The sequence below is a fragment of the Rhodovulum iodosum genome, assembly GCF_041020385.1.
Classification (GTDB): Bacteria; Pseudomonadota; Alphaproteobacteria; order Rhodobacterales; family Rhodobacteraceae; genus Rhodovulum; species Rhodovulum iodosum.
Genome location: NZ_JBEHHI010000003.1, coordinates 422,421 through 447,454 on the forward strand (window position 1 = coordinate 422,421; position 25,034 = coordinate 447,454).

Consider the following 25,034-nt stretch of genomic DNA (forward strand, 5'->3'; position numbering starts at 1 on the left):
TTAGCGCCCCTGTCCTTTGCGTGCGGCCTCGATCGCCCCGATGGCGGCGGCTACGGCCTCTTCGATGCTCATCTGCGAGGTGTCCAGCACCACCGCGTCCTCGGCGGGCCGGAGCGGCGCAGCGGCGCGGGCGCTGTCGCGCGTATCGCGTTCGCGCGTGTCGGCCAGCACCTCGTCGAAGGTGGTCTCGACGCCCTTATCGGCAAGTTCCCGATAGCGCCGCTCGGCCCGCACCGTGTCCGAGGCGGTGACGAAGAGCTTGGCCGCCGCCTCGGGGCAGATCACCGTGCCGATGTCGCGCCCGTCCAGCACCGCGCCGCCGGCGCGCGCGGCGAACGCGCGCTGGAAATCGACCAGCGCGGCGCGCACCTCGGGCATCGCCGCGACCTTGCTGGCGGCCTGGGCCACCTCGGGCGTGCGCAGGTCGCCGCGCGCCAGCGTCTCCTGGGTCAGGGTTTCGGCGGCCTCCGCCGGGTCCGTGCCGTCCAGCATCCGCGCGCCAACGGCCCGGTAGAGCAGCCCGGTGTCGAGATGGGCGAACCCGAAATGATCGGCCACGGCGCGGCTGATCGTGCCCTTGCCCGCCGCCGCGGGCCCGTCGATGGCCACCGTAAAGCTCATGTCACCTGCACCGTCATCCGCGGGTCGGCGCCGGCCGCCCGGGGCGTATCGCCCTCGATCTCGTAATAGGCGCCCTTGTCGGCACAGAAGATATGGCCGGCCAGCCGAACCCCCGGGTCGCCGTCGAAGCTGCCCGCGAAGACGCCGAGATTTTCGCCGGGCCCGTCCCAGAAAAGGTTGGAGCCGCATGTCCCGCAAAACCCGCGCCGCGCGGACTGGGACGAGGCGTACCAGGTGACCGCGCCCTCGATCTCGACGTTTTCGCGCGGCGCCGAGGTCGCGGCGACGTGGTGGCCGCTGGTCTTGCGGCACTGGGTGCAGTGGCACGCGATCACCGGCCGAAGTGGGCCCGAGACGCGATACCGCACCGCGCCGCAGAGGCACGAGCCGCCGGTCACCGGTTGGCCCGGGCCAGATGCGCGCCCAGCCTTTCCATCAGCGGCTCGAAATCGGGGAACGATGTGGCGATGGGGCCGGCGTCATCCACCGTCACCGGGCGCTGCGCGGCGAAGCCCGCGCAAAGGAACGCCATCGCGATGCGGTGGTCGAGATGGCTGGCACAGCTCGCCCCGCCGGGCAGGCCGCCGGGGCCGCGGCCGTGCACGATCATCCAGTCCTCGCCCTCTTCGACCCCGGCGCCGCAGGCGGCAAGCCCCGCGGCCATAGCCGCGATCCGGTCGCTTTCCTTGACCCGCAGCTCCTTGACGCCGCGCATCACCGTGGGCCCCTCGGCGAAGGCCGCGACCACCGCCAGGATCGGGTATTCGTCAATCATCGAGGGCGCGCGCGCGGGCGGCACCTCGATGCCTGTCATGGCCGGCGAAAAGCGCGCACGCAGGTCCGCCACCGGCTCGCCCCCCTCTTCGCGCTCGTTCTCGTAGACCAGATCGGCCCCCATCTCGCGCAGCGTCGTGAAGAGGCCGGCGCGGGTGGGGTTCAGCCCGATGCCGGGCACCAGCACCTCGGAGCCCTCGACGATCAGCGCCGCGGCCACGGGAAAGGCCGCCGAGCTGGGGTCGCGGGGCACGGCGATGGTTTGCGGGGCCAGTTCCGGCTGGCCGGTCAGCGTGATCACCCGGCCCTCGTCGGTGTCCTCGACGCCGAGCTCGGCGCCGAAGCCTGCAAGCATCCGCTCGGTATGATCGCGCGTCGCCTCGCGCTCGATCACCACCGTCTGGCCCGGGGCGTTGAGCCCCGCCAGCAGCACGGCCGATTTCACCTGGGCCGAGGGCACGGGCACGCCATAGCGCACCGGGACGGGCTGGGCCGCGCCCACGATCGTCATCGGCAGCCGGCCGCCCGCGCGCCCGTGGGCCGCCGCGCCGAAGAGCGCCAGCGGATCGGTCACCCGCGCCATCGGGCGTTTCCTGAGCGAGGCGTCGCCGGTGAAGGTGGCCGAGATCGGCGAGGTGGCCATCGCCCCCATGATCAGCCGCACGCCGGTGCCGGAATTGCCGCAATCGATCACGTCCTCGGGCTCGGCGAAGCCGCCCACGCCCACGCCGTGGATCACCCATTCGCCGGGGCCCAGATGCGTCAACTCGGCCCCGAAGGCGCGCATGGCGCGGGCGGTGTCGAGCACGTCCTGCCCTTCCAGCAGGCCGGTGATCCGGGTCTCGCCGACCGAAAGCGCGCCGAGGATCAGCGCGCGGTGGCTGATCGACTTGTCGCCGGGCACCCGGGCCGTGCCCTTCAAGGGGCCGGCGCGCCGCGCGGTCATCGGGATCGGGTCGCCATGGGCGGACATGCGCGCACTCCTCGCTCTCTCTGCCCGCCCGGGCTTAGCGAATGGCGTGGGACGCGTCCAGCCTCTCTGCCCCAGACGCGGCGCCGGGCGGCAGGCGGCGCGCCGATTGGGTATTTGGACCAAGAAGAAGCGAGGGGCGGCGCGGCGACCTCAGCGGCGGCGGAAGGTGAGGTAATGGGGGGTGCGGCCCTCGCGCAGGGCCTTTTGCTCGTAGCGGGTGGAGAGCCAGTCGTCCCATGGGGTGCGCCAGTCGGCGGGACGCTCGGCCAACCAGTCGAAACCGGCGCGCGGCACCTCTTCGAGGCTTTGCCGGACATAATCGGGGATGTCGGTGGCGATGCGCAGCAGCGCGCCGGGACGCAGCGCGCGGCGCAGGGGGCCGAGGTACTCTGGCGTCACGAAGCGGCGGCGGTGGTGTTTCTTTTTCGGCCAGGGGTCGGGGTAGAGCACGAAGGCGCGGTCGAGGCTTTCGGGCGGCAGAACGTCGAAGAGGTCGCGCACGTCGCCCGGGTGGACCGCGATATTGTCGCGCCCCGTCTCGCGCAGCTTGCCCAGCAGCATGGCGACGCCGTTGACGAAGGGTTCACAGCCGATAAAGCCGATCTCGGGGTGCAGGCCCGTCTGGTGTACCAGGTGCTCGCCGCCGCCGAAGCCCACCTCGAGCCAGACCGGCCGACCGCCGAAGCGGGCGGAAAGGTCCAGCGGGCGGCGGTCGGGGTTTTCCTGCCACCCGACGGGACCGGGGGAGAGCCGGTCCAGATCCTCGTCAAGATACGCCTCTTGGGACGGGCGCAGTGTCTTGCCCCGGATGCGGCCGTAGAAGTTGCGCCAGGGCGCATGGGGATGCTTTGCCTCGCTCATGGGGCGGCGGTTTAGCCGCCTCGGCGCGGGGGCGCAACGCCGGGCGGGGGCGGTTTTGCAGATGAAGGCGACGGCGGCGGAGCGGGCGACGACCTTTGCCCTGTCTTGGGCAGCGACCCGAAGCGGGACCTCATACCCGGTCGGCCGGCGCCGGGCGCGCGGCCCGCCGGGGGAGGTAATCCGCTCGGCGGGCCTGTCGGTCCGCCCAGCGCGCAGGCGGTTGGATGGCGGCGGCGTCGCAATGGACAGCGCGCGACCGCCGGGGAACACGGGCCCGGCTCTGCGCATCGGGCGTATCGCCAGACCGGCGCCGGGAGAGGCGCACGCCCGACGGTAAGCGGGCCGCGCGCGGCGCGGCCCGTTGCGCCGTCAGATCGCAGCCTTGAGCGCCTCGCTCAGGTCGGTGCGTTCCCAGCTGAAGCCGCCATCGGCCTCGGGGTTGCGGCCGAAATGGCCATAGGCGGCGGTGCGCTGGTAGATCGGGCGGTTGAGTTGCAGATGCTCGCGGATGCCGCGCGGCGTGAGATCCATCACCTGCGCCACGGCCGCCTCGATCGCCTCTTCCGCCACCGCGCCGGTGCCGTAGGTGTTGACATAGATCGACAGCGGCTTGGCCACGCCGATGGCGTAGGAAAGCTGGAGCGTGCATTTCGAGGCAAGGCCCGCGGCCACCACGTTCTTGGCCAGGTAGCGCGCGGCATAGGCCGCCGAGCGGTCGACCTTGGTCGGGTCCTTGCCGGAGAACGCGCCGCCGCCGTGCGGGGCCGCACCGCCATAGGTGTCGACGATGATCTTGCGGCCGGTCAGCCCCGCGTCGCCGTCGGGCCCGCCGATGACGAAGCATCCCGTGGGATTGACCCACCATTCGGTGGCGCCGGTCAGCCAGCCCTCGGGCAGGACCTCGCGGATATAGGGCTCGACGATGGCGCGGATATCCTCGGAGGTCTGGTTTTCGCTGCTGTGCTGGGTGGAGAGCACGACCGAGGTCACCTCGACCGGCTTGCCGCCCTCGTAGCGCAGCGACAGTTGCGACTTGGCGTCGGGGCCGAGGCTGGGCTCGGCGCCGGATTTGCGCACCTCGGTCAGCCGGCGCAGGATCGCGTGGGCATAGTGGATCGGCGCGGGCATCAGCGCGTCGGTCTCGTCGACGGCGTGGCCGAACATGATGCCCTGGTCGCCGGCGCCGTCCTTGTCGACGCCCTGGCTGATATGGGCCGACTGGGCGTGAAGGTAGCTGTCGACCTTCATGTTGGCCCAGTGAAAGCCCTCTTGTTCGTAGCCGATATCGCGCACGCAATCGCGGGCGATCTCCTCGACCCGGCGGATCGCGGCGCCGGGGCCATTGACCTCGCCGCCGATCACGACCCGATCGGTGGTGGCGAAGGTCTCGCAGGCGACGCGGGAATAGGGGTCCTCGGCCAGGAAGGCGTCGAGGATGGCGTCCGAGATACGGTCACAGACCTTGTCGGGGTGCCCCTCCGACACGGATTCGGAGGTGAAGACGTAGTTTTGGCGGGTCATGGAAAGTGCTCCGTTATGATTACCCCCGCCACGCCAGGAAGCCGTTGTGACGGTTCGACGGTCCTCGCTTAAGCGCGCGGCGCGAAACGGTCAATCGCTATTTGCGACGTCGGGCTGCGACCAAACCGGCGCCCGCCAGCACCAGCACCAAGAGCGCAGGCGCATCGCCCGTGCGCGCGTAGGGGGTCGCGGGCAGCGCGGGCGGCAGCGGCGCGGTAAACTGGCCTGCGCTGTTCAGCGCAAGCCTGTCGACAAACCGACCGCGCGCGTCGATCATCGCCGAGACGCCGGTATTGGCGGCGCGCACCATTGGGAGCCCCTGCTCGACCGCCCTCAGGCGCGCCTGGGCGAGGTGCTGATAGGGACCGGTCCAGCGGCCGAACCACGCGTCGTTGGTGATCTGCAACAGCCAGTCGGCCCGCCCCGGTGCGGCGCGCACATCCCGGGGAAAGATCGCCTCGTAACAGATCAGCGGCAACGCCTGGCCGAGCCGGCCGAGGTCGATCAGCGCCGCGCCGGGGCCGGCCGCATAGCCATAGACATCGTTTGCCGCCAGCCCTTTGATGCCGAGCCGCCCCAGCACGCCGGCAAAGGGCACGTATTCGCCGAAGGGCACCAGGTGGTGCTTGTCGTAGACCTGGCCCAGCGCGCCGTCCGGGCCGACTACCGCAAGGCTGTTGAAGGTGCGCCGCCCCTCGCGGCGCTGAACGCCGACAATGGCCGGCGCGCCGCGCGCCGCCGCGGCGATCTCGTCCAGCGCACCGCCGGCACGCTCGAGCATGAAGGGCACGGAGGTTTCCGGCCAGATGACCAGATCGGGCCGCGGGCCCTGCGGATAAGCGGTCAGCGCGAGCTGGCGCTCCCAGAAAAGGGGGATCATGTCGCGCCGCCATTTCAGGTGCTGCGCGGCGTTGGGCTGGATCACCCGGATCAGCGGCGCATCGGGCCGGCCGGGCACGGGCGCAGCCAGCCGCAGCGCGCCCGCGCCCCAGGTACCGGCCACCAGCAGGACCGACAGCGCCAGCCCCGCCGCGCGCGCCTGCCCCGCGGCCAGGGCCACCGGAAGCGTCGCGGCCAGCACCGCGATCAGCGACAACAGGTGCGGCCCGCCCAGCGCGGCCAGCTGCATCACCGGCGTGCCGATCCAGACATGGCCGATCAGCGCCCAGGGAAAGCCGGTGAAGACATAGCCGCGCAGCGCCTCGGCCAGCACCAAGACGATGGCGAAGAGAAGCCCGCGCGCGGCCCGGCCCGCGACCAGCCGCGCCGAGAGCCAGCCCGCCGCCGCCCAGAAAAGCGCGAGGCCAAAGGCCATCAGCACCAGCGCGAAGGGCGCCATCCAGCCGTGCCGGGCAATGTCGACGAGAAACGGCTCGACGATCCAGTTCAGCGATGCCGCGAAATAGCCCCCGCCCGCGATCCAGGCGCGGCGGGCGGCACGGCCTGCGGTGTCGGCGCCGGCCACCAGCGCCACGATGCCGGCCAGCCCGAGCAGCGCCACCGGCCACAGGCCCAGCGGTGCATGGCCCAGCGCCGCCGCCGCGCCCAGCCCGAATGCGGCCCAAAGCCGGCGCGGGCGGGTCACGGCGGTCAGGGCCGTGCGTGCCGCCATGGCTCAGGCGGTTTGGCGGGCGGCGGGCAGGCGCACCCGAAGCCGCTTGATGCGGCGCGGGTCGGCGTCGACCACCTCGAACTCGGCGCCCTCCTCGTGGCGGATCACCTCTCCACGAGCGGGAACGCGGCCGATCATCATGAAAACCAGCCCGCCCAGCGTGTCGATCTCTTCCTCGTCCTCGGGATCGGCGAGCTTCATTCCGATCTCGGCCTCGAATTCGTCGACCGGGGCACGCGCCTGCACCAGATAGCAGCCCGGCTTTTCCAGCGTCCAGTGCATCCCCTCGGCGACATCGTGCTCGTCCTCGATCTCGCCGATCACCTGCTCGATCAGGTCCTCGATGGTCAACAGCCCGTCCACGCCACCGTATTCGTCGATCACCAGCGCCATGTGAATGCGCTGGGTCTGCATTTTCTGCAGCAGCACACCGATTGGCATCGAGGGCGGCGCATAGATCAGCGGGCGCAGCATCTCTTTCAGCGAAAAGGCCCTGTCGGTGCCGTCGAACCCGTAGCGCAGTGCGAAATCCTTGAGGTGGATCATCCCCGCCGGCGTGTCCAGCGTGCCGTCATAGACCGGCACCCGTGTCAGCCCGCTGTCGCGGAACACCTGCACCAGTTCGTCGCGCGTGATGTCCAGCGGCACCGCCACGATCTCGACCTTGGGGATCGCCACGTCCTCGACGCGCATCCGCCGCAGGTTGATCATGCCGGGCGGCAAGGCCGACGCCATCGCGCCGTTTACCGGCGACAGCGCCCCGGTCTCGTCGCCATCCCCGTCGTCCGGAGCACGGATAGCCGCCACCAGACGGCCCAGCAGTCCGCGGTTTTCAGGTATTTCATAATCCGGCGCGCCCTGCGCTGCCGGAGACGACCCGTCGGTCTCGTCGTCGCCCATCAGTCCTTACCACTTTCACCGGGCTCTTGGCCCGTGATCAGTCATATGGGTCAGCCACACCCAACTTTGCAAGTATTTCCACCTCAAGCCGCTCCATCAGCTCTGCATCGGCCGGGCGAATGTGATCGTAACCCAACAGGTGCAGACAGCCATGCACCAGAAGATGCGTGACATGGTCGGCCAGGGGCTTGCCCTGCTCTTCGGCCTCCCGCGCGCAGGTGTCAAACGCGATGGCGATGTCGCCAATCTCGGCGGGCATCCCGCCGGACGCCGCGGCCGCGCGACGCGGCGCCGTGCCGTCCTCCTCTGCCGCCAACTCCTCAGCGGGCCAGGACAGCACGTTGGTGGGCGCGGGCTTGCCCCGGAAATCGGCGTTGAGCGCGGCGATGCGGGCGTCGTCGCAGCCCAGAAGGCTGATCTCGCAGGCCTCTGGGTCGACCCCCAGATGCGCCAGTGCGGCCGCGCAGGCGGCCTCGGCCAGGGGGTCCAGCCCTGCTTGCGCCCAACGCGCGTCCTCGATCAGGGTATCGACCGTCATCGTCACAGGCGCATTGCACGATCCTTCAGGCGGATCTTGCCAGGAGTATTGTCGAAACGTCCGGTCGCCACCTTTCAGGCCGTGCCGTCGGCTGCGTCGTAAGCCTCGATGATCTTGGCCACCAGGTGGTGGCGCACCACGTCCTTGGAGGTGAAATAGGTGAACGCGATGTCGTCGATGCCCTTGAGCAGGCCCTCGGCATCGGCCAGGCCGCTGGCCACGCCCCGCGGCAGGTCCACCTGGGACCGATCGCCGGTGATCACCATGCGCGAGCCCTCGCCAAGGCGGGTGAGGAACATCTTCATCTGCATCGTGGTGGCGTTCTGCGCCTCGTCGAGCACCACGAAAGCGTTCGACAGCGTCCGCCCCCGCATGAAGGCCAGCGGCGCGATCTCGATCTTCTTTTCTTCCATCAGCTTGGCCAGCTGCTTGCCCGGCAGAAAATCGTTCAGCGCGTCGTAAAGCGGCTGCATGTAGGGGTCGACCTTTTCCTTCATGTCGCCGGGCAGAAAGCCCAGCCGCTCGCCCGCCTCGACGGCGGGGCGCGACAGGATGATCCGGTCGACCTGCCCGTTGATGAACATGTTCACCGCCACGGCCACGGCAAGATAGGTCTTGCCGGTGCCCGCCGGGCCGATGCCAAAGGCCATCTCATGGGCGAAGAGCGCCGCCACATAGGCCTTTTGCGCCTCGGTGCGCGGCTCGATCAGCTTCTTGCGGGTGTGGATCTCGATCCGGCCGCCCTGGAACATCTCAAGTTGCTCGCCCGAGCGTTTGGCGCCCACCTCGCCCGCGTCCCCCAGCCGAATCGCGCCGTCCACGTCGCCGGCATCGACTTCGCGCCCGGCCTCGAGCCGCTCGTAAAGCTGGTGCAGCACCATCGCCGCCTGATCGCGGGCGGCGGCGTCGCCGACAATGGCCAGGAGATTCCCGCGGCGCAGGATATGCACGTCCAACTGGTGCTCGATCTGGGCAAGGTTGCGGTCGAATTCGCCGCAGAGGTCGATCAACAAACGATTGTCGGAAAACTCCAGAAGCGTCTCATGCGCATCTTCGGAGGGCGGCGGGGGGGTCAGAGCGCTGATGCCCAAAAAGGACTCCGTCGGTTAAAGCCTGCGCAGATATGGTGCCAACAGCCTTGTTCCGGCGCAAGCGATAGCTGAAAGGTTTCATGGAATTGATAAAAAAAGGCCGGTTCCCGCCGCCTTTTCGGTCCGACATGCGGTAGAAACCGCCGTTCGTCAGGCGGCGCGGGCCGGAATCAAGCCAGAGGCGCCGGGCGCAGAACCCGACGCCGGATCGCTCACGAGACAGGTTTGCTCAGATCGGGTCCTCGATGGGAGAGCCGGCCTTGAAGGGGCCCACGGCCGTGTTGGGCGGCGCCACGCCCGAGCAGACCGGCTTGCCGTATTTGTCGAGCCGCTGCGACAGGTAGCCCTCGATGCCATCGTCGATGATCCAGTGGTCGCAGCCGTTGGGATCGACCCAGATGCCGGCGCGCAACTGGCTGAGATCTTTGGAATCCATCCAGTTATCGACCGTCTTGTCTTTTTTCGGCGCATCGCAGGCGGCCAGCGAGGCGGCGGCGGCCAGAAGTGCAAGGCCCTTGATCAGTTTCATCGCCCTGCCTCCTTCAGCGAATGCAGATGATTTCGACACGGCGGTTTTGCTGCATGCCGGCCGCGGTGCGGTTGGTGGCGCGCGGCATCCGCTCGCCATAGCCGCGCACGTCGACGACCTTGGCACCGGTGCTCTGGGCGACCTTGGCCACCGCGTTGGCCCGGCGCAGCGAGAGGGCCAGATTGTATTCGTCGCTGGCGCGGCTGTCGGTATGGCCGGTGATGACGAAGGCCCGCGCGGTCGCGCTGTTGAAGAACTGGCGCAGCCGTTGCCTTCCGGCGGCCGAGATGTTGTGTTTGTCGGTGGCGAAGAGCTGATCGGAATTCATCACGCCGCAGACATTGCCCCTGCGGCAGACGGGGATGCCCTGGCGGGTGACATGGGGGGTCATGTAACCCTCCCAGCCATCGTCCATCACCCAATGCTCGCACCCGTCGGGATCGACCCAGATCGTCGGCACGTAGCGTTCGCCCTTGATGATCTTCTGTTCCGCCTGGACGGCGCCGCCGGCCAGCATCGCACCCGCCCAGGCCAGCAACGCGATACGGGCAGCCCAGCGCAATTTACCGAAATAGCTTTCCACCACGGCCTCCGTGCGTTGCATCGGCCTATGGACCCGGGAAATAGCGAGCCGGACCGCAGCCACAGAATATGGCAAAGTCTAGCAAATTTCGTGGTCATGTGAAGAAACATTTCCAGATATTGTGTCCAATTGGCTGACAATACCCTCGCCCTTGCGACGACTGTCGCGTCGTTGGGGCGAAACCGGGCCAGGTCCCGCCCGAATTCGCCGGGGCCGCGCCGCTCAGGCGGCCAGTTCGCCATGCAGAGAGTTGGGGGCGCTCTCGACGATTCTGACAGGCGCGATGCGGCCCAGCCACTCGCCCTCCGCCGCAACATGAACGGCGTGCAGGTGATCGGACTTGCCGGCAAGCTGGCCCGCCATCCGGCCGGCCTTCTCGAACAGCACCCCCACGGTGCGGCCCACCATCGCCGCCTGCTCCGCTTGCTGCTGGGCATTCAACAGCGCCTGCAGCCGCTGCAGGCGGTCGTCCTTGGCCGCCTCGTCCACCTGGCCGCGCTCGGCCGCCGGGGTGCCGGGGCGCGGCGAATACTTGAAGCTGTAGGCCTGACCGTAGCCAACCGCGCGTACCAGCGCCATCGTGTCCTCGAAATCGGCCTCGGTCTCGCCGGGGAACCCGACGATGAAATCGCCCGAAAGCAACACGTCGGGCCGGGCGGCGCGGATGCGCTCGACCAGCCGCAGATACGACTCGGCGGTGTGCTTGCGGTTCATCGCCTTGAGGATGCGGTCGCTGCCCGACTGCACCGGCAGGTGCAGATACGGCATCAGCTTGTCGCAGTCGCCATGGGCGGCGATCAGGTCGTCTTCCATGTCGTTCGGGTGCGAGGTGGTGAACCGGATGCGCTTGAGCCCCTCGATCTCGGCCAATTCGCGGATCAGCCGCGCCAGACCCCAGTCGCGCCCGTCGGGCCCCTCGCCATGGTAGGCATTCACGTTCTGGCCCAAGAGCGTGATCTCCACCACGCCCCGCTCGACCAGGTCGCGCGCCTCGGCCAGCACACGGGCCGCCGGTCGGCTGGCCTCGGCACCGCGGGTATAGGGAACCACGCAGAAGGCACAGAACTTGTCGCAGCCCTCCTGCACGGTCAGAAAGGCGCTGGGGCCGCGTTTTGCCTTGGGACGTCCGGCGAGGCGGTCGAACTTGTCCTCCTCGGGAAAATCGGTGTCCAGCGCCGTTTCGCCGGCGCGGGTTCGGGCCTCGAGCTCGGGCAGGCGGTGATAGCTTTGCGGGCCCACCACAAGGTCGACCAGCGGCTGGCGGCGCATGATCTCTTGCCCCTCGGCCTGCGCGACGCAGCCCGCCACCCCGATCTTGAGGTCGGGATTGGCCGCCTTGAGGCCCTTGAGCCGGCCAAGCTCGGAATAGACCTTCTCGGCCGCCTTCTCGCGGATATGGCAGGTGTTCAGCAAGATCATGTCGGCCTCGTCGGGCCGGTCGGTCGCCACATAGCCCTGCCCGCCCAGCGCCTCGGCCATGCGCTCGCTGTCATAGACGTTCATCTGGCAGCCATAGGTCTTGATGAAAAGCTTCTTGGCGCTGGTCATCGCGTTCACTCCCGCTTCAGGGTCGCCGGTCTACACAATGCGCCGATCCGCCGCAACGGCTTGCATCGCGCCGGGCTTTGGCCGACCTTGCGGACGGGCAGAAAAAATCGGCAGGCGCGCGATGGAGCATACCACCTATGACGGGCTGGACGATTTTCTGGGCCGGGGCAAGGCGGCGCTGGCCAAGGGGCCGGTCGCACTGATCTTTGTCGAGGATCTGGTGGAGGTCGATACCACGATCCGCCACCACCAGTCGCTGGGTTTCCGCGAGATCGTGCTCTTCGCGCCCGACGCGCTGGAACTGCCGCGCGACCTGGAGCGGCCGGAGGTGCACCGCGTGCGGTACGACGCGCTGGCCGACGGCGCGCTGACGGCGGCGCTGAACCGGGTGATCGCGGCGGCACCGGGGGTTTGGTTCTACTACTGCTTCAACGCCGAGTACCTGTTCTACCCGTTCTGCGAGACGCGCACGGTGGGCGAGATGCTGGCCTTTCACACCGACGAACGCCGCCATGCGATGCTGACCTACGTGATCGACCTCTACGCGGGCAATCTGCGCGCCTTTCCAAGCGCCGTTTCGCTGGAAACCGCCCTGCTCGACAAATCGGGCTATTACGCGCTGGCCCGGCCCGATGCCGCCAACCACAATTATCCCAAGGAACGCCAGCTGGATTTCTTCGGCGGGCTGCGCTGGCGGTTCGAAGAGCATATCCCCAAGGGCAAGCGCAAGATCGACCGCATCGCGCTGTTCCGCGCCAAGCCGGGGCTGACCGCGAGGCCCGATCACACCTTCGACGATGAAGAATACAACACCTATGCCTGCCCCTGGCATCACAACCTGACGGCGGCGATCTGTTCGTTCCGCACCGCCAAGGCGCTGAAGGCGAACCCGGGCTCGACCTTCGACATCCGCGATTTCAAGTGGCACAATTCGACGGCCTTCGAATGGTCGTCGCAGCAATTGCTGGACCTCGGCCTGATGGAGCCGGGGCAATGGTTCTAGGCGCGCCCGGCCGACATCGGCCGGAGGCGCCGCCGATCAGATCCGGCGCAGCCGGATGACCACGTCGACCCTGGAGATCTCCGCCCCTTCAGGCGCATCGGGCAGGCGGGTGATTTCCAGCTGGTCGCCGGGGGCGTCGGTCAGCGCGCCCTCGTCTTCCCAGAAGAAATGCGGGTGGTCGTCGACGCGGGTGTCGAAATAGCTCTTGGTGCCATCGACCATCACCTCTTGCATCAGCCCGGCCTCGCAAAAGGCGCGCAAGGTGTTGTAGACGGTCGCCAGCGACACTTTCTCGCCGCTGGCGCAGGAGGCCGCGAACAGGCTTTCCGCGGTCACGTGCCGGTTCAGCCCGTCGCCGATCAGGAGCGCAGCCAGCGCGACGCGCTGACGCGTCGGGCGCAATCCGGCTTCGGCCAGCCACTTGGCGCTGCGCTCGGCGCCCTCGGCCGTGGTGGGGGTAAGGTTCAACTGTTCCATAGTGCGGCAATGTGAGCGCTCGGTAGCTGGATTTCAAATAATTTTCACTTGCAGCGACTGTTTACCGCGCCCCCCTGCCGCTATTGCCACTGCCCGAAGCCGGGTGATAGAGGATGCCAGACCGATTTCCGACACTGCCAAGGGGGCACACGCAAGGCATGGCCGACTATCCGACAAGCTTCGACAAGGATGCGCTCTTGAGCTGCGCCCGGGGGGAGCTGTTCGGCCCCGGCAACGCACAGTTGCCGGAACCGCCCATGCTGATGATGGACCGCATCACCGATATCAGCGCCGATGGCGGCCCCCATGGCAAGGGTCACGTGGTCGCGGAGTTCGACATCCACCCCGACCTGTGGTTTTTCGCCTGCCACTTTCCCGGCAACCCGATCATGCCGGGCTGTCTGGGCCTCGACGGGCTGTGGCAGCTGACCGGCTTCAACCTGGGCTGGCGCGGCTGGCAGGGGCGCGGCTATGCGCTGGGCGTGGGCGAAGTGAAACTTACCGGCATGGTGCGCCCCGACCGCAAGATGCTGACCTATTACGTCGATTTCACCAAGGCGGTGCAGACCCGGCGGCTCACCATGGGTGTGGCCGATGGCCGGGTCGAAGCCGACGGCGAAACCATTTATCATGTCAAGGACATGAAGGTCGCCCTGTCCGAAAGCTGAGCCACCACGAAAGGAGAGCGCCATGCGCCGCGTCGTCATCACGGGCATCGGCATCGTCTCGCCCATCGGCAACAACGCCGAAGAGGTAGAGGCGTCCCTGCGCGCCGGCCGGTCCGGCATCCGGTTTGAAGAGGTCTACGCCGAAAACGGCTTTCGCAGCCAGGTCGCGGGCATCCCGCAGATCGACCTGGCCGAAAAGATCGACAAGCGCCAGCTGCGCTTCATGGGGCCCGGTGCCGCGTATAACTACATCGCCATGGAACAGGCGATCGCGGATTCCGGGCTCGAAGAGCGTGACGTCTCGAACGAGCGTTCGGGACTGATCATGGGCTCGGGCGGGCCGTCGACCTCGAACTTCTTCACCGCCCATTCCATCGTCAAGGAAAAGGGCAGCCCGAAACGGATGGGCCCCTTCATGGTGACGCGCTGCATGTCGTCGACCAACTCGGCCTGCCTGGCGACGCCGTTCAAGATCAAGGGCGTGAACTACTCGATCACCTCGGCCTGTTCGACCTCGGCCCATTGCATCGGAAACGGGGTCGAGCAGATCCAGATGGGCAAGCAGGACATCGTCTTCGCCGGCGGCGGCGAAGAGGTGGACTGGACGCTGTCGTGCCTGTTCGACGCGATGAACGCGATGAGCTCGAAATACAACGACGCGCCCGAGACGGCCTCGCGCCCGTTCGACGCCACCCGCGACGGGTTCGTCATCGCCGGCGGCGGCGGAACGGTGGTGCTGGAAGAGCTGGAGCACGCCAAGGCCCGCGGGGCGAAGATTTATGCCGAGGTCACCGGCTACGGCGCCACCTCGGACGGCTACGACATGGTCGCGCCCTCGGGCGAAGGCGGCGAACGGTCGATGAAGCTGGCGCTGGCCACCCTGCCCAACGACCGCCGGGTGGACTACATCAATGCCCACGGCACCTCGACCGTGGCCGGCGACGTGACCGAGGTGAAGGCGGTGCGCAATGTCTTCGGCGATGGCGCGACGCCGCCCATCGCCTCGACCAAGTCGCTGACCGGCCACAGCCTGGGCGCCACCGGCGTGCACGAGGCGATCTATTCGTTGATCATGATGCAGAACGGTTTCATCTCGGCCTCGGCCAACGTCACCGAACTCGACCCCGAAATCCGGCCCGAGGAAATCGTCACCGAGCTGCGCGACGGCGTGGAGATCGACAGCGTGCTGTCCAACAGCTTCGGCTTTGGCGGCACAAATGCCACGCTCGTCATGAGCAAGTATCACGGATGATGCCCGATGCCTGAGTTGTTGAAGGGAAAGCGCGGCCTGATCATGGGCGTCGCCAACGACCGCTCGATCGCCTGGGGTATCGCCAAGGCGATGGCCGACGAGGGCGCGGAACTGGCCTTTTCCTACCAGGGCGAGAACTTCGGCAAACGCGTCGGGCCGTTGGCCGAAAGCGTGGGCTCGTCGCTGCTGGTCGATGTCGACGTGACCGACGACGCCGCGCTGGACGCCGCGTTCGCCAAGCTGGAGGAGGCCTGGGGCAAGCTCGATTTCGTGGTCCACGCCATCGCCTATTCCGACAAGACCGAGCTTTCGGGCCGGTTCATCAACACCAGCCGCGAGAACTTCAAGACCTCGCTGACGATCTCCTGCTACTCGCTGATCGACGTGGCGCGCCGGGCGCAGCCCATGATGCCCGACGGCGGCACGATCCTGACGCTGACCTACCAGGGCTCGAACCGGGTGACGCCGTTCTACAACGTCATGGGCGTGGCCAAGGCCGCGCTGGAATCGACCGTGCGCTACCTCGCGTCCGACCTCGGGCCCGAAGGGATCCGGGTGAACGCCATATCGCCGGGCCCGATGAAGACGCTGGCGGGCGCGGCCATCGGCGGCGGGCGCAAGACCTTCCGCCACACGGAAATGAACGCGCCGCTTCGCCAGAACGCGACGCTGGACTGCATCGGCGGCACGGCTGTCTACCTGGCCTCCGACCACGGCGCCTGCACCACGGGCGAGATCATCACCGTGGATGGCGGGTACCACGTGCTGGGGATGCCGCGGTTCGAGAATATCTGAGCGCCTGTCTGAAGCCCGAGGATCGAAGGGAGCCCTTTGCGACCATAGGTTTCGCGGTGCTTCGCAACGCGACCCGTCGGGGGCTTTGCCCCGTCGCCAATGTCACTCGGACCGATGGCGACCGAATGGGTATTTGGACCAAGAAGAAGCAGGCAGCGGTTTCTTCTGGCCCCAAATATCCCGGGGGGAGTCCGAAGGACGGGGGGCAGAGCCCCCTGCGACGCCACGATACGAGTGTCCGCTCCGTCCGCCAAGCCGACCGAACGGCACCCCCGGAGCACCGGCTTCTAACCTTTTTCAGGCGGATCGGTCAGCAGGTTGACCAGCGTTGCCCCGACGATCCAGATGGCAAGCATGAGGAACGTGGCCAGAGAGAACGAATAGAGATGGCCGACATAGCCGGCCAATCCGGCGACGAGCCCGACCGCACCATTCACACCCTGAAGTTCTCTTCGTTTGAATTTGAGGTTCACCACTGCAATCAGCCCTTCTGCCAGTGCGGTAGCTGCGACGTTTCGATTATATTCCAATTCTGGCGACGATTCATCGGCGAATGCGCGCTTCGCGCGCCCGGGCCCCTTATCGCAGGCCCTTACCGACCCTTCACCCGCCGCAGATCCGACCTGAGCGCCCCCTGGCGTGCGTGGAACCCCTCCGCATCGCCGAAATCGACGAAGCCTCCGTAAAGCGCGTGGGGCTCGGCGACGCGGCGGGAATGCTTGATCGGGCACCAGTATTGCTCGGTGCGGGCGGCGACCTCGCGGACCCAGGCGATCAGCCCGTTGGCGTAGCCGCAATAGAGGCAGTTGAGCTTTTGCAGCCCGTTCAGATAGGCCAGCTGATGGCGGTCGATGAAGACGTACTCGCCGCGGCGCACCTTGGCGATACCGTAGACCGGAAAGCACACCGCCTGGTAGGCCCATACGAACAGGTCGAGCAGCGCCAGCGGCAGGATCAGCCCGTAGATGATCGGCGCGGTCAGGATGACGAGCGGGCGCGGGCGTTTCAGCCAGCTCAGGACGGTGACGCGCAGTTCGCGGTGGCGCCTGAGCGCCTCGCCCTCGAAGCGCACTCGGCCCCCGTCGATGCGGTAGCGGAACTCGTCGCGCTTTTCCTCGAGCTCGTCCTGAAGGCTCTGCTGCAACTCGCGCACCCGCGCGAGCATCCGCTCGACCGCACTTGTCATGGCGTTCCCTCCGTGGCCCGGACCCCGGCGGACGGGGCCCGCCGCGGTCGCGCCACGGTAGCGGGGATATCAGACGATCGCTACAAGCTCGATCGCGAAGGTCAGGTCCTCGCCCGCCAGCGGGTGATTGGCGTCCAGCACGACCTGTTCCTCGGTCACCTCGGCCACGGTCACCGGCATCACCTGGCCCTGCGGGGTCTGCAATTGCAGGCGGGTGCCGATTTCCAGCGGGATGTTTTCGGGCACCTGTTCGCGGGGCACGGCCTGGGTGGCTTCGGGGTTGGGCTCGCCATAGGCCTCGGCGCAGGCGATCTCGACGGTTTTCTTCTCGCCCTCGTTCATGCCCGGCAGGGCCTTGTCGAGGCCGGGGATGATCTGGCCCGAGCCCACGGTGAATTCGAGCGGGTCACGCCCCTCGGAGCTGTCGAAGGTGCTGCCGTCGGCCAGCGTGCCAGTGTAATGGATACGGACAGTATCGCCCTGTTTGACTTCCGCCATTGGGTCTCTCTTTCATGCTGAGGGATGGGTTTGCAGAGGCCGCGCGCCGTTCGCGCAGGTACTCTAAACGTGGCAATAGCCTAAACCGCGCGTTCCTGATGTAAACCCCCCGGCCCCGGCGGCCCTAGCGACCGCGTCAGCCCTTCCCCCACCGCCCCGCCTGTGCCACTCTCGCCGCCGAGGGAGGACGGCATGACGATCACGACCTGCGTTTTCGACGCCTACGGCACGCTTTTCGATGTCGCGGCCGCGGCGCGCGAGGCCGCAGCCGAACCCGGCAACGAGGCCCTGGCCGAGCTTTGGCCGCGGCTGGCCGCCGACTGGCGCGACAAGCAGCTGCAATACACCTGGCTCAGGGCGATCACCGGGGCGCATGCCGATTTCTGGCAGGTCACGCAGGACGGCCTGGACTGGGCGATGGAGGCCGCAGGGCTGGACGACGCCGGCCTGCGGGCCCGGCTGCTGGCCCTCTACCGGGCGCTTTCGGCCTACCCGGAGGTCCCCGAGGTGCTGTCGGCCCTGAAACAGGCGGGCAAGGAGACGGCGATCCTGTCGAACGGGTCGCCGGGCATGCTGGACGACGCGGTAACCTCGGCCGGCATCGGCGCATTGCTCGACGATGTGCTGTCGGTGGAAAGCGTCGGCGTGTTCAAGCCCCACCCCAGCGTCTACGACCTGGTGGGCGCGCGTTTCGGCTGCACGCCCGATCAGGTGCTGTTCGTCTCGTCCAACGGCTGGGACGCGGCGGCCGCTGCCGGCTATGGCTTTACCACCGCGTGGGTCAACCGCGCCGGCGCGCCCGTCGACCGGCTGCCCTGGGTTCCGCCGCACCGGCTGGACGATCTCGGACCCATCCCGGAGCTGGCGCAAAGGCTGTAGGCATGCATTTCAGGTCTCGTGACGGGCTTCGGCTCGCCTATGACGTCGCCGGGTCGGGCCCGCCGCTGTTGTGCCTAGCGGGGCTCACGCGGAACATGGACGATTTCGAACCGGTGATCGAGCATTTCGCGGATCGCGCGCGGATTATCCGGCTGGACAGCCGCGGGCGCGGCGGGTCGGACCACGATCCCGACTTCATGAACTACAGCCTGCTTTGCGAAGGGCGCGACGTGCTCGACCTGCTCGACCATCTTGGGCTGGCGAAGGTGGCGATCCTGGGCACCTCACGGGGCGGGCTGATCGCGATGACGCTGGCCGTGGGCCACAAGCAGAGGCTGACGGGTGTCTGCCTCAACGATATCGGCCCCATGATCGACCCGGCGGGGCTGGGCTATATCATGAGCTACCTGGGCAAGCGGCCGGGCTATGCCGATTTCGACGACGCCGCCGACCAGCTTGTCACCAAGATGGCAAGGCGCTTTCCCGGCGTCAGCCGCGAAACCTGGCGCACCTACGCCACCCGGCTGTGGGACGAGGCGCCCGACGGGCTGGCGCTGCGTTACGACCCCAATCTGCGCCACGCGGTGGCCGAGGCATCGGCCACCGACGCGATGCCCGATCTCTGGCCGCTTTTCGATGCGCTGGACGGGCTGCCCCTGGCGGTGATCCGGGGGGTCAATTCCGACATCCTCTCGGCCGAGACCCTGCACGAGATGCAGCGCCGCCGCCCCGACATGATCGCCGCCGAGGTGCCCGACCGGGGCCATGTGCCCTTTCTGGACGAGCCCGAGTCGCTGGCCGCGCTTTCGGCCTTTCTGGACCGCCTGCCATGCGGATCGCATTGATCGAGGCCGCCGCCGGGCGGCTGGCCGGGCGGGCGCGGGTCACCCCGCTGCTGTCGTCGCCCTTTCTCGACGAGATCGCCGGCCGGCGGGTCTGGGTCAAGGCCGAATGCCTGCAACACACCGGCAGCTTCAAGTTCCGCGGCGGCTGGTCGGCGCTGTCGGCCCTGCCCCGCGAGGCGCGGAACCGCGGCGTGATCGCCTATTCCTCTGGCAACCATGCGCAGGGCGTGGCGCGGGCGGCGCAGATCATGGGGGTGCCGGCGGTGATCGTTATGCCGGCCGACGCGCCCCGGCTGAAGCTTGCCAACACCCGCGCGATGGGCGCCGAGGTGGTGATCTACGACCGCGCGACCGACGACCGCGACGCCATCGGCGGCAAGATCGCCGCCGAACGGGGGCTGACCCCGGTCATGCCCTTCGACATGGCCGACGTGATCGCGGGCCAGGGCACTGCCGGCTTGGAAATCGCCGCACAGGCCGCCGAGGCGGGGGTGGCGCGCGCCGAGGTGCTGGTGCCCTGCGGCGGCGGCGGGCTGACGGCAGGGGTGGCCCTGGCGCTGGAGGCCCGCGCGCCGGGCCTGACCGTGCGCCCGGTCGAGCCCGAAGGCTTTGACGACGCCGCGCGGTCGCTCGCCTCGGGGCGGATCGAACGCAACGCCGCCACCGCGGGCTCGCTCTGCGATGCGATCCTGACGCCGAGCCCGGGCAAGCTGACCTTCCCGATCATGTCGCGGCTCTGCGGCGCCGGCCTCGTGGTCACCGAGGACGAGGCGCTGCGCGCCATGGAAGCCGCCTTTTCACGGCTGAAACTGGTGCTGGAACCGGGGGGCGCGGTGGCGCTGGCCGCCGCGCTCTATCATCCCGCCGCGATCAATGGCGATGACGTGATCGCCGTCGCCTCGGGCGGCAATGTCGATGCGGGCATGTTCCGCATGGCGCTGGAACGGTACGGAGACGGGCCATGACGGGTTTCACGATTGCGACCTTCAACGTGAAAAACCTGATCGGGCCGGGCCGCGAATATTACCGTTTCGAACAATACACCCAAGAGGAATACGCCTGGAAGGAAGACTGGCTGGCCAGCCAGCTGACTGCGATGAACCCCGACATCGTCGGCTTTCAGGAGATCTTCGAGGAAGAGGCGCTGAGCGATGTCATCAAGGGCGCCGACGACCGCGGCCGCGCCTCGAACGCGGCCAGCCTGCCGGGCAAGCGCGCGGGCTATGCCAAGAAGGCGATCTTTCGCAAGCTGGAATACGCCCCCTATGACGGCGCCGAACTGGCCTTTGCGCCCAACATCGCCGATGCCGGCCCCGGCGAGCGGCGACCGGGCCTGGCCACGCTTTCGCGCTTCGGCTTTGCCGGCGAGCCCGAGGTCATCCAGCTGCTCGACCCGCCGGTCGACGTCCCGTTTCACCATCTCGGCGGGGGCGATGCGGGCAGCTACCAGATCAAGCGCCTGTCGCGGCCCATCCTCAAGGTCCGGGTGCCGGTGGGCGACACGGTCGTCACCGTCTTCAACGCGCATCTGAAATCCAAGCTGGGCGAATTCGTCCGCCCCCAGGGCGCGCGGTTCTCGCCCGAGGTGGATCTGCTGAGATACCATGCCGAAGGCCGGGCGATGGGCTTTCTTAGGGCCGCGCTCCGGCGCATGGCCGAGGCCTGGGTCCTGCGCCGCGAGGTGCTGGCCGAGCTGGACAAGGGCCGCCCGGTGATCGTGCTGGGCGACATGAACGACAACGAGCATTCGGTGACGACCGAGATCGTGTCCGGCGAGACGCCCTTCGTCAATTACGCCTGGATGCGCCGCCACGACGCCACCGCCCCCGACGACCGGTATAGCGACCAGGAGGCCGCGCAAATTCGCGAAAGCGTCGAGCGCGTGCGGCTGCACTCGGCCGAAAAACTGTTCGTGCGCAAGTCGTTGCGCGACATGGTCTACACCTCGGCCTTTGGCGGCGTGTTCGAGTCGATCGACGCGATCCTGATGTCGCGCCACTTCCACCCCGACTGGGACGGGCACATCGCCGAGATGGACTATTTCTCGGTCTTCAACGACCACATCACCGACGGCATCCACCCCGAGGCGCCCTATAACAAGCTTGCGTCGGACCACGGCCAGATCATGGCCCATCTTCGGCTGGTCTGATTGACAGGCCCCGGGGCGGGCGTCATCTTCGCCGCCGAAGGACGAGGGTGAAGACCATGAAGATAGCAGACCTGGGCGACGTGGCGCTGCACTACCGCGAGGACGGCGACCCGGACGGGCCTGCGGTGGTTTTCGCCAACTCGCTGGGCTGCGATTTGCGCCTCTGGGACGAGGTCGTGGCCCTGATGCCCGCGGGCTTGCGCCTGATCCGCTATGACAAGCGCGGCCATGGGTTGTCGTCCTGCCCCGAGGGGCCCTATGCGATGGGCGCGCTGGTGCGCGATGCCGAGCGGCTGCTCGATTTTCTCGGCGTCGCCGAATGCACCTTCGTCGGGCTTTCCATCGGCGGGATGATCGCCCAGGGGCTGGCGGTCAAGCGGCTGGACCTGGTGCGCGGGCTGGTGCTGTCGAACACCGCGGCCAAGATCGGCACCGTCGAGTTGTGGGAGGGCCGGATGGCGGCGATCCGCCAGAACGGGTTGCCCTCCATCGTCGAGCCCACCATGGAGCGCTGGTTCTCGCGCCCGTTCCGCGAAAGCCCCGACTGCGAGCTTTGGCGCAACATGCTGGCCCGGCAGCCGGTCGAGGGCTACCTTGGCTGCTGCGCGGCGATCTCGGGCACCGACCTCTACACGCCGACCTCGGGCCTGGGCCTGCCCACGCTGGCGATCGCGGGCACCGAAGACGGCTCGACCCCGCCCGATCTGGTGCGCGAGACGGCCGAGCTGATCAAGGGGTCGAAATTCCACCTGGTCCGCGGCGCGGGGCACCTGCCCTGCGTGGAAAAACCGGGCGAATACGCCGAGGTCCTGGCCGGATTCCTGAAGGAGATCGGCCATGTCTGAGGCTCCGCACATGGCGCGCTTTCTGCTGGTGCACGGCGCCTGCCACGGGGCGTGGTGCTGGCGCGACGTGCTGCCCCCGCTGGCCGCGGCGGGCCACGTGGCCCACGCCATCGACCTGCCCGCCGCGGGGCTGGACCCCACGCCGCCCGAAACGGTCACGCTGGAGGACTGCCGCGACGCGGTGCTGTCGGCCATCGACGCGCCGGTGATCCTGGTCGGCCATTCGCTGGGCGGGGCCACGGTCACCGCCGCCGCCGCCGCGGCGCCCGCAAAGATCGCGGCACTGGTCTACCTCACCGGCTGGGCCCCGAACGAGGGCGAGTCGGCGCGCGACCTGCGCGCGCGCTACGGCTGCGACGACCTGTTGTCGGCCATGGTGATGAGCGCCGACCGCAAGACCTCGACCTTCGACGCAGCCGCGCTGGAGGGGCTCTTCTACCACGACTGCCCCCCCGGCACCGTCGATTATGCCCGCGCACACCTGACCCCGCAGCCCACCGCGCCCAGCACGGCGCCCGCCGCTGCCCTGCCCGCCGGCCTGCCCCGCCATTACATCCGCTGTAGGGCCGACCGGGCGATTCCCATTGACGCGCAGACCGACATGACACGCGATTGGCCCGCCGACTGCATCCACGAGATGGAGTGCGGCCACTCGCCCTTCTTCGCCCAGCCCGAAAAGCTGGCCCATATCCTGAGCAAGATCGCCGAGACCCCATGACCAAGCCCTGCATCATCTGCGTCGCCATCACCGGGTCGGTCCCCCGCAAGGAGGACAACCCCGCGGTCCCGATCACCATCGACGAACAGGTGGAAAGCGTGCACGCCGCATTCGAGGCGGGTGCCTCCATCGCCCATTGCCACGTGCGCAAGGACGACCAGACGCCCACCTCGGACCCCGAGAAATTCGCCCGCCTGATGGAGGGCATCCAAAAGCACTGCACCGGCATGATCGTGCAGCTTTCCACCGGCGGCCGGTCGGGCGCGGGCACGGAACGGGGCGGCATGCTGCCCTTGCGGCCCGACATGGCCTCGCTGTCGGTCGGCTCCAACAACTTCCCCACGCGCGTCTACGAAAACCCGCCGGACCTCGTCGACTGGCTGGCCTCAGAGATGCTGAGCTACGATGTGAAGCCCGAGATCGAGGCCTTCGACCTCAGCCACATCTTCCAGGCCGCGAGGATGAGCGAAGACGGGCGGATCGCAAAACCGCTTTACGTGCAGTTCGTGATGGGGGTGAAGAACGCCATGCCCGCGGACAAGCCCAGCTTCGATTTCTTCATCGAGACGCTCAAGCGCATCGCCCCCGATGCCGAATGGTGCGGCGCCGGGATCGGGCCGAACCAGATCAGGGTCAACGAATGGTCCATCGCGGCGGGCGGGCACACGCGCACCGGGCTGGAAGACAACGTGCGCCTCGACCGCGAGACGCTGGCGCCGTCGAACGCCGCCTTGGTCGAGCGCGCGGTGAAGCTTTGCGAGAAATACGAGCGCCCCGTGGCAACCTGGGCCGAGGCGCGCGACATGCTGGGGCTCAGGGCGGCGTAATGGCCACCAGCCCCTTCGACAGCACGCTTTACCGCGACCTGTTCCACGATGCCGAGATCGGGCGGCTGTTCACCGACAGCGCCGAAGTGCGCGCCATGCTGCTGGTCGAGGGGGCGCTGGCCAAGGTGCAGGGGCAGATGGGCGTGATCCCCGAAATCAGCGGCGCGTTCATCCACCGCGCCTCGATGGAGTTGCAGGTCGACCCGGGCGGGCTGGCCCCCGAGACCGGGCTCAGCGCGGTGCCGGTGCCCGCGCTGGTGGCTGCCTTCCGCAAGGCGATGGAGGCGCCCGAACACGGGCAATACGTCCATTGGGGCGCGACCAGCCAGGACATCATCGACACCGCGCTGGTCTTGCGCCTGCGCCAGGCGCTGACGGTGATCGAAACGCGGCTTTCGGCCGTTCTGGCCGCGCTGGCCGCCCTGGCCGACGCCCACGCGCAACAGCCCATGGCCGCCCGGACCCTCAGCCAGACGGCGACGCCCACCAGTTTCGGCGCGGTGGTCGCAAGCTGGGGCTGGCCGCTGATCCGCCACCGCGACCGGCTGGCCGAACTGCGCCCGCGGCTCTTGCGCGTCAGCCTCTTCGGCGCGGCGGGCACGCTGTCGGCGATGGGCGAGAAAGGCCCCGAGGTGCGTGCGGGCCTGGCCGAGGCGCTGGGGCTGAGCGACCCCGGCGACGTGTGGCACACCGGGCGCGACACCCTCGGGGAACTCTCGGGATGGCTGACCGGCCTTGCCGGCAGCCTCGGCAAGATCGGTGAGGATCTGGTACTGCTGGCCCAGTCTGACACGGGCGAGGTGCGGCTGGCGGGCGCGGGCGGATCGTCCACCCTGCCGCACAAGCAAAACCCGATCGCGCCCTCGGTGCTGTGCGCGCTGGCGCGTCACCTCGTGGGGCTCAACGCCAACATGCAGGGCGCGCTGGCCCACCGCCAGCAGCGCGATGCGGCGGCGTATCTGGTGGAATGGCTCAGCCTGCCGCAGATCGTGATGGGCGCGGCGCGCGGTCTGGCCGTGGCCGAGGCGCTGGTCCCGGCCATCGAGCCCCAGCCAAGCGCCATGGCCGCCCATATCGACGACGGCACCGGGCTGGCCTATGCCGAGGCGTTGAGCTTTGCGTTGGCCGGGCAGATGCCCCGCCCCGATGCCCAGGCCAAGGCCAAGGGGCTGGCGCAAGAGGCGCGCGACACCGGCACGCCGCTGGCACGGCTCGCCGCGCGCGACTGGCCCGGCACCGATTGGGGCGCGCTCTTCACGCCGCAGGCGCAGATGGGCGAGGCGCCGGAGCAGGCCGCGCGTTTCGTCGCGGCGGTGAAAGGGGTTTGAACACGGTGCAGGC

Annotated in this window: 28 protein-coding genes and 1 riboswitch; of the genes, 12 read left to right on the forward strand and 16 right to left on the reverse strand. The window is 68.4% G+C overall.

All coding sequences use genetic code 11. From position 1 onward, the window contains the following. The 12 genes from cmk to miaB all read right to left on the reverse strand — a co-directional run bounded on the left by cmk (position 1) and on the right by miaB (position 11,551). Positions 1-621 carry a (d)CMP kinase gene (cmk, locus tag Ga0609869_RS16100; RefSeq protein WP_125404608.1) on the reverse strand — a complete coding sequence of 207 codons (621 nt, stop codon included), beginning with the start codon at positions 619-621 and terminating at the stop codon, positions 1-3. After that, a complete protein-coding gene (locus Ga0609869_RS16105; protein ID WP_125404606.1) occupies positions 618-1,019 on the reverse strand; it encodes a GFA family protein in 402 nt (133 codons plus the stop codon). The genes cmk and Ga0609869_RS16105 overlap by 4 nt, the downstream gene beginning before the upstream one ends. After that, positions 1,016-2,368 (reverse strand): 3-phosphoshikimate 1-carboxyvinyltransferase, encoded by a 1,353-nt coding sequence (gene aroA / locus Ga0609869_RS16110; RefSeq protein WP_125404604.1) that lies wholly within the window; start codon positions 2,366-2,368, stop codon positions 1,016-1,018. The genes Ga0609869_RS16105 and aroA overlap by 4 nt, the downstream gene beginning before the upstream one ends. Before the next feature lie 150 nt (positions 2,369-2,518). Continuing rightward, positions 2,519-3,229: a tRNA (guanine(46)-N(7))-methyltransferase TrmB gene (gene trmB, locus Ga0609869_RS16115; protein ID WP_125404602.1), complete on the reverse strand. Its 711-nt coding sequence runs from the start codon at positions 3,227-3,229 to the stop codon at positions 2,519-2,521. Between the two features lie 369 nt (positions 3,230-3,598). Then, on the reverse strand, positions 3,599-4,750 hold the full coding sequence (metK, locus tag Ga0609869_RS16120; protein WP_125404600.1) for a methionine adenosyltransferase: 1,152 nt from the start codon (positions 4,748-4,750) through the stop codon (positions 3,599-3,601). A 6-nt stretch (positions 4,751-4,756) separates the two neighbouring features. Further along, positions 4,757-4,806: riboswitch (SAM-SAH riboswitch) on the reverse strand. Between the two features lie 41 nt (positions 4,807-4,847). Further along, positions 4,848-6,362, reverse strand: coding sequence for an apolipoprotein N-acyltransferase (lnt, locus tag Ga0609869_RS16125; protein WP_125404598.1), 1,515 nt, complete (start codon positions 6,360-6,362; stop codon positions 4,848-4,850). A 3-nt stretch (positions 6,363-6,365) separates the two neighbouring features. Then, on the reverse strand, positions 6,366-7,262 hold the full coding sequence (locus Ga0609869_RS16130; protein WP_125404597.1) for a hemolysin family protein: 897 nt from the start codon (positions 7,260-7,262) through the stop codon (positions 6,366-6,368). Positions 7,263-7,299: 37 nt separating this feature from the next. Further along, entirely contained in the window at positions 7,300-7,800 is a 501-nt protein-coding gene (gene ybeY, locus Ga0609869_RS16135) for an rRNA maturation RNase YbeY (RefSeq protein WP_125404595.1), read from the reverse strand. 74 nt (positions 7,801-7,874) lie between these two features. Continuing rightward, positions 7,875-8,891, reverse strand: coding sequence for a PhoH family protein (locus Ga0609869_RS16140; protein WP_125404593.1), 1,017 nt, complete (start codon positions 8,889-8,891; stop codon positions 7,875-7,877). A 229-nt stretch (positions 8,892-9,120) separates the two neighbouring features. Next, on the reverse strand, positions 9,121-9,420 hold the full coding sequence (locus Ga0609869_RS16145) for a hypothetical protein (RefSeq protein ID WP_125404592.1): 300 nt from the start codon (positions 9,418-9,420) through the stop codon (positions 9,121-9,123). Between the two features lie 13 nt (positions 9,421-9,433). Next, positions 9,434-9,937, reverse strand: a complete 504-nt coding sequence (locus tag Ga0609869_RS16150) for an OmpA family protein (protein WP_125404782.1) — start codon at positions 9,935-9,937, stop codon at positions 9,434-9,436. Between the two features lie 288 nt (positions 9,938-10,225). Continuing rightward, on the reverse strand, positions 10,226-11,551 hold the full coding sequence (gene miaB / locus Ga0609869_RS16155) for a tRNA (N6-isopentenyl adenosine(37)-C2)-methylthiotransferase MiaB (RefSeq protein ID WP_125404590.1): 1,326 nt from the start codon (positions 11,549-11,551) through the stop codon (positions 10,226-10,228). 121 nt (positions 11,552-11,672) lie between these two features. Here miaB and Ga0609869_RS16160 point away from each other — a divergent pair, with 121 nt between their 5' ends. Continuing rightward, entirely contained in the window at positions 11,673-12,554 is an 882-nt protein-coding gene (locus Ga0609869_RS16160) for a hypothetical protein (protein ID WP_125404588.1), read from the forward strand. A 36-nt stretch (positions 12,555-12,590) separates the two neighbouring features. Here the strand turns inward: Ga0609869_RS16160 and irrA are convergent, their stop codons facing one another. Then, complete coding sequence (gene irrA, locus Ga0609869_RS16165; protein WP_125404586.1) at positions 12,591-13,031, reverse strand: iron response transcriptional regulator IrrA; 441 nt, start codon at positions 13,029-13,031, stop codon at positions 12,591-12,593. A 158-nt stretch (positions 13,032-13,189) separates the two neighbouring features. Here irrA and fabA point away from each other — a divergent pair, with 158 nt between their 5' ends. From fabA to Ga0609869_RS16180, 3 genes are read left to right on the forward strand one after another with little or no spacing between them, the layout of a single operon-like run. Further along, complete coding sequence (gene fabA / locus Ga0609869_RS16170) at positions 13,190-13,699, forward strand: bifunctional 3-hydroxydecanoyl-ACP dehydratase/trans-2-decenoyl-ACP isomerase (protein WP_125404585.1); 510 nt, start codon at positions 13,190-13,192, stop codon at positions 13,697-13,699. A 22-nt stretch (positions 13,700-13,721) separates the two neighbouring features. Next, complete coding sequence (gene fabB / locus Ga0609869_RS16175) at positions 13,722-14,951, forward strand: beta-ketoacyl-ACP synthase I (RefSeq protein ID WP_125404583.1); 1,230 nt, start codon at positions 13,722-13,724, stop codon at positions 14,949-14,951. A gap of 6 nt (positions 14,952-14,957) precedes the next feature. Continuing rightward, positions 14,958-15,746, forward strand: a complete 789-nt coding sequence (locus Ga0609869_RS16180) for an enoyl-ACP reductase FabI (protein ID WP_125404581.1) — start codon at positions 14,958-14,960, stop codon at positions 15,744-15,746. A 287-nt stretch (positions 15,747-16,033) separates the two neighbouring features. Here the strand turns inward: Ga0609869_RS16180 and Ga0609869_RS16185 are convergent, their stop codons facing one another. From Ga0609869_RS16185 to Ga0609869_RS16195, 3 genes are all read right to left on the reverse strand, one after another. After that, positions 16,034-16,222 carry a hypothetical protein gene (locus Ga0609869_RS16185; protein WP_148102862.1) on the reverse strand — a complete coding sequence of 63 codons (189 nt, stop codon included), beginning with the start codon at positions 16,220-16,222 and terminating at the stop codon, positions 16,034-16,036. Positions 16,223-16,338: 116 nt separating this feature from the next. Beyond that, positions 16,339-16,932, reverse strand: coding sequence for a hypothetical protein (locus tag Ga0609869_RS16190; protein ID WP_125404577.1), 594 nt, complete (start codon positions 16,930-16,932; stop codon positions 16,339-16,341). A gap of 69 nt (positions 16,933-17,001) precedes the next feature. After that, a complete protein-coding gene (locus tag Ga0609869_RS16195) occupies positions 17,002-17,430 on the reverse strand; it encodes an FKBP-type peptidyl-prolyl cis-trans isomerase (protein WP_125404575.1) in 429 nt (142 codons plus the stop codon). Between the two features lie 192 nt (positions 17,431-17,622). On the opposite strand from Ga0609869_RS16195, the gene Ga0609869_RS16200 reads away from it, so the two are divergent. The 8 genes from Ga0609869_RS16200 to Ga0609869_RS16235 are packed head-to-tail and all read left to right on the forward strand — an operon-like array spanning position 17,623 to position 25,021. Next, positions 17,623-18,309 carry a haloacid dehalogenase type II gene (locus Ga0609869_RS16200; protein WP_125404573.1) on the forward strand — a complete coding sequence of 229 codons (687 nt, stop codon included), beginning with the start codon at positions 17,623-17,625 and terminating at the stop codon, positions 18,307-18,309. 2 nt (positions 18,310-18,311) lie between these two features. After that, positions 18,312-19,154 carry an alpha/beta fold hydrolase gene (locus Ga0609869_RS16205; RefSeq protein WP_125404571.1) on the forward strand — a complete coding sequence of 281 codons (843 nt, stop codon included), beginning with the start codon at positions 18,312-18,314 and terminating at the stop codon, positions 19,152-19,154. Continuing rightward, positions 19,139-20,119: a threonine ammonia-lyase gene (locus tag Ga0609869_RS16210; RefSeq protein WP_125404569.1), complete on the forward strand. Its 981-nt coding sequence runs from the start codon at positions 19,139-19,141 to the stop codon at positions 20,117-20,119. The genes Ga0609869_RS16205 and Ga0609869_RS16210 overlap by 16 nt, the downstream gene beginning before the upstream one ends. After that, on the forward strand, positions 20,116-21,303 hold the full coding sequence (locus Ga0609869_RS16215) for an endonuclease/exonuclease/phosphatase family protein (RefSeq protein ID WP_125404567.1): 1,188 nt from the start codon (positions 20,116-20,118) through the stop codon (positions 21,301-21,303). The genes Ga0609869_RS16210 and Ga0609869_RS16215 overlap by 4 nt, the downstream gene beginning before the upstream one ends. 56 nt (positions 21,304-21,359) lie before the next feature. Further along, positions 21,360-22,148, forward strand: coding sequence for a 3-oxoadipate enol-lactonase (gene pcaD, locus Ga0609869_RS16220; RefSeq protein WP_125404565.1), 789 nt, complete (start codon positions 21,360-21,362; stop codon positions 22,146-22,148). Further along, positions 22,141-22,866 carry an alpha/beta fold hydrolase gene (locus Ga0609869_RS16225; protein WP_125404563.1) on the forward strand — a complete coding sequence of 242 codons (726 nt, stop codon included), beginning with the start codon at positions 22,141-22,143 and terminating at the stop codon, positions 22,864-22,866. The genes pcaD and Ga0609869_RS16225 overlap by 8 nt, the downstream gene beginning before the upstream one ends. After that, entirely contained in the window at positions 22,863-23,693 is an 831-nt protein-coding gene (locus tag Ga0609869_RS16230) for a 3-oxoadipate:acetyl-CoA acetyltransferase (protein WP_125404561.1), read from the forward strand. The genes Ga0609869_RS16225 and Ga0609869_RS16230 overlap by 4 nt, the downstream gene beginning before the upstream one ends. After that, positions 23,693-25,021, forward strand: a complete 1,329-nt coding sequence (locus Ga0609869_RS16235; RefSeq protein ID WP_125404560.1) for a lyase family protein — start codon at positions 23,693-23,695, stop codon at positions 25,019-25,021. The genes Ga0609869_RS16230 and Ga0609869_RS16235 overlap by 1 nt, the downstream gene beginning before the upstream one ends. Positions 25,022-25,034: the final 13 nt, after the last annotated feature.

Coding starts and splice junctions, on each gene's coding strand:
- cmk (WP_125404608.1), bottom strand. CDS start 621: ATGAGCTTTACGGTGGCCATCGACGGGCCCGCGGCGGCGGGCAAGGGC.
- aroA (WP_125404604.1), bottom strand. CDS start 2,368: ATGTCCGCCCATGGCGACCCGATCCCGATGACCGCGCGGCGCGCCGGC.
- trmB (WP_125404602.1), bottom strand. CDS start 3,229: ATGAGCGAGGCAAAGCATCCCCATGCGCCCTGGCGCAACTTCTACGGC.
- metK (WP_125404600.1), bottom strand. CDS start 4,750: ATGACCCGCCAAAACTACGTCTTCACCTCCGAATCCGTGTCGGAGGGG.
- lnt (WP_125404598.1), bottom strand. CDS start 6,362: ATGGCGGCACGCACGGCCCTGACCGCCGTGACCCGCCCGCGCCGGCTT.
- Ga0609869_RS16130 (WP_125404597.1), bottom strand. CDS start 7,262: ATGGGCGACGACGAGACCGACGGGTCGTCTCCGGCAGCGCAGGGCGCG.
- ybeY (WP_125404595.1), bottom strand. CDS start 7,800: ATGACGGTCGATACCCTGATCGAGGACGCGCGTTGGGCGCAAGCAGGG.
- Ga0609869_RS16145 (WP_125404592.1), bottom strand. CDS start 9,420: ATGAAACTGATCAAGGGCCTTGCACTTCTGGCCGCCGCCGCCTCGCTG.
- Ga0609869_RS16150 (WP_125404782.1), bottom strand. CDS start 9,937: ATGCTGGCCGGCGGCGCCGTCCAGGCGGAACAGAAGATCATCAAGGGC.
- miaB (WP_125404590.1), bottom strand. CDS start 11,551: ATGACCAGCGCCAAGAAGCTTTTCATCAAGACCTATGGCTGCCAGATG.
- Ga0609869_RS16160 (WP_125404588.1), top strand. CDS start 11,673: ATGGAGCATACCACCTATGACGGGCTGGACGATTTTCTGGGCCGGGGC.
- irrA (WP_125404586.1), bottom strand. CDS start 13,031: ATGGAACAGTTGAACCTTACCCCCACCACGGCCGAGGGCGCCGAGCGC.
- fabA (WP_125404585.1), top strand. CDS start 13,190: ATGGCCGACTATCCGACAAGCTTCGACAAGGATGCGCTCTTGAGCTGC.
- fabB (WP_125404583.1), top strand. CDS start 13,722: ATGCGCCGCGTCGTCATCACGGGCATCGGCATCGTCTCGCCCATCGGC.
- Ga0609869_RS16180 (WP_125404581.1), top strand. CDS start 14,958: ATGCCTGAGTTGTTGAAGGGAAAGCGCGGCCTGATCATGGGCGTCGCC.
- Ga0609869_RS16190 (WP_125404577.1), bottom strand. CDS start 16,932: ATGACAAGTGCGGTCGAGCGGATGCTCGCGCGGGTGCGCGAGTTGCAG.
- Ga0609869_RS16195 (WP_125404575.1), bottom strand. CDS start 17,430: ATGGCGGAAGTCAAACAGGGCGATACTGTCCGTATCCATTACACTGGC.
- Ga0609869_RS16200 (WP_125404573.1), top strand. CDS start 17,623: ATGACGATCACGACCTGCGTTTTCGACGCCTACGGCACGCTTTTCGAT.
- Ga0609869_RS16205 (WP_125404571.1), top strand. CDS start 18,312: ATGCATTTCAGGTCTCGTGACGGGCTTCGGCTCGCCTATGACGTCGCC.
- Ga0609869_RS16210 (WP_125404569.1), top strand. CDS start 19,139: ATGCGGATCGCATTGATCGAGGCCGCCGCCGGGCGGCTGGCCGGGCGG.
- Ga0609869_RS16215 (WP_125404567.1), top strand. CDS start 20,116: ATGACGGGTTTCACGATTGCGACCTTCAACGTGAAAAACCTGATCGGG.
- pcaD (WP_125404565.1), top strand. CDS start 21,360: ATGAAGATAGCAGACCTGGGCGACGTGGCGCTGCACTACCGCGAGGAC.
- Ga0609869_RS16225 (WP_125404563.1), top strand. CDS start 22,141: ATGTCTGAGGCTCCGCACATGGCGCGCTTTCTGCTGGTGCACGGCGCC.
- Ga0609869_RS16230 (WP_125404561.1), top strand. CDS start 22,863: ATGACCAAGCCCTGCATCATCTGCGTCGCCATCACCGGGTCGGTCCCC.
- Ga0609869_RS16235 (WP_125404560.1), top strand. CDS start 23,693: ATGGCCACCAGCCCCTTCGACAGCACGCTTTACCGCGACCTGTTCCAC.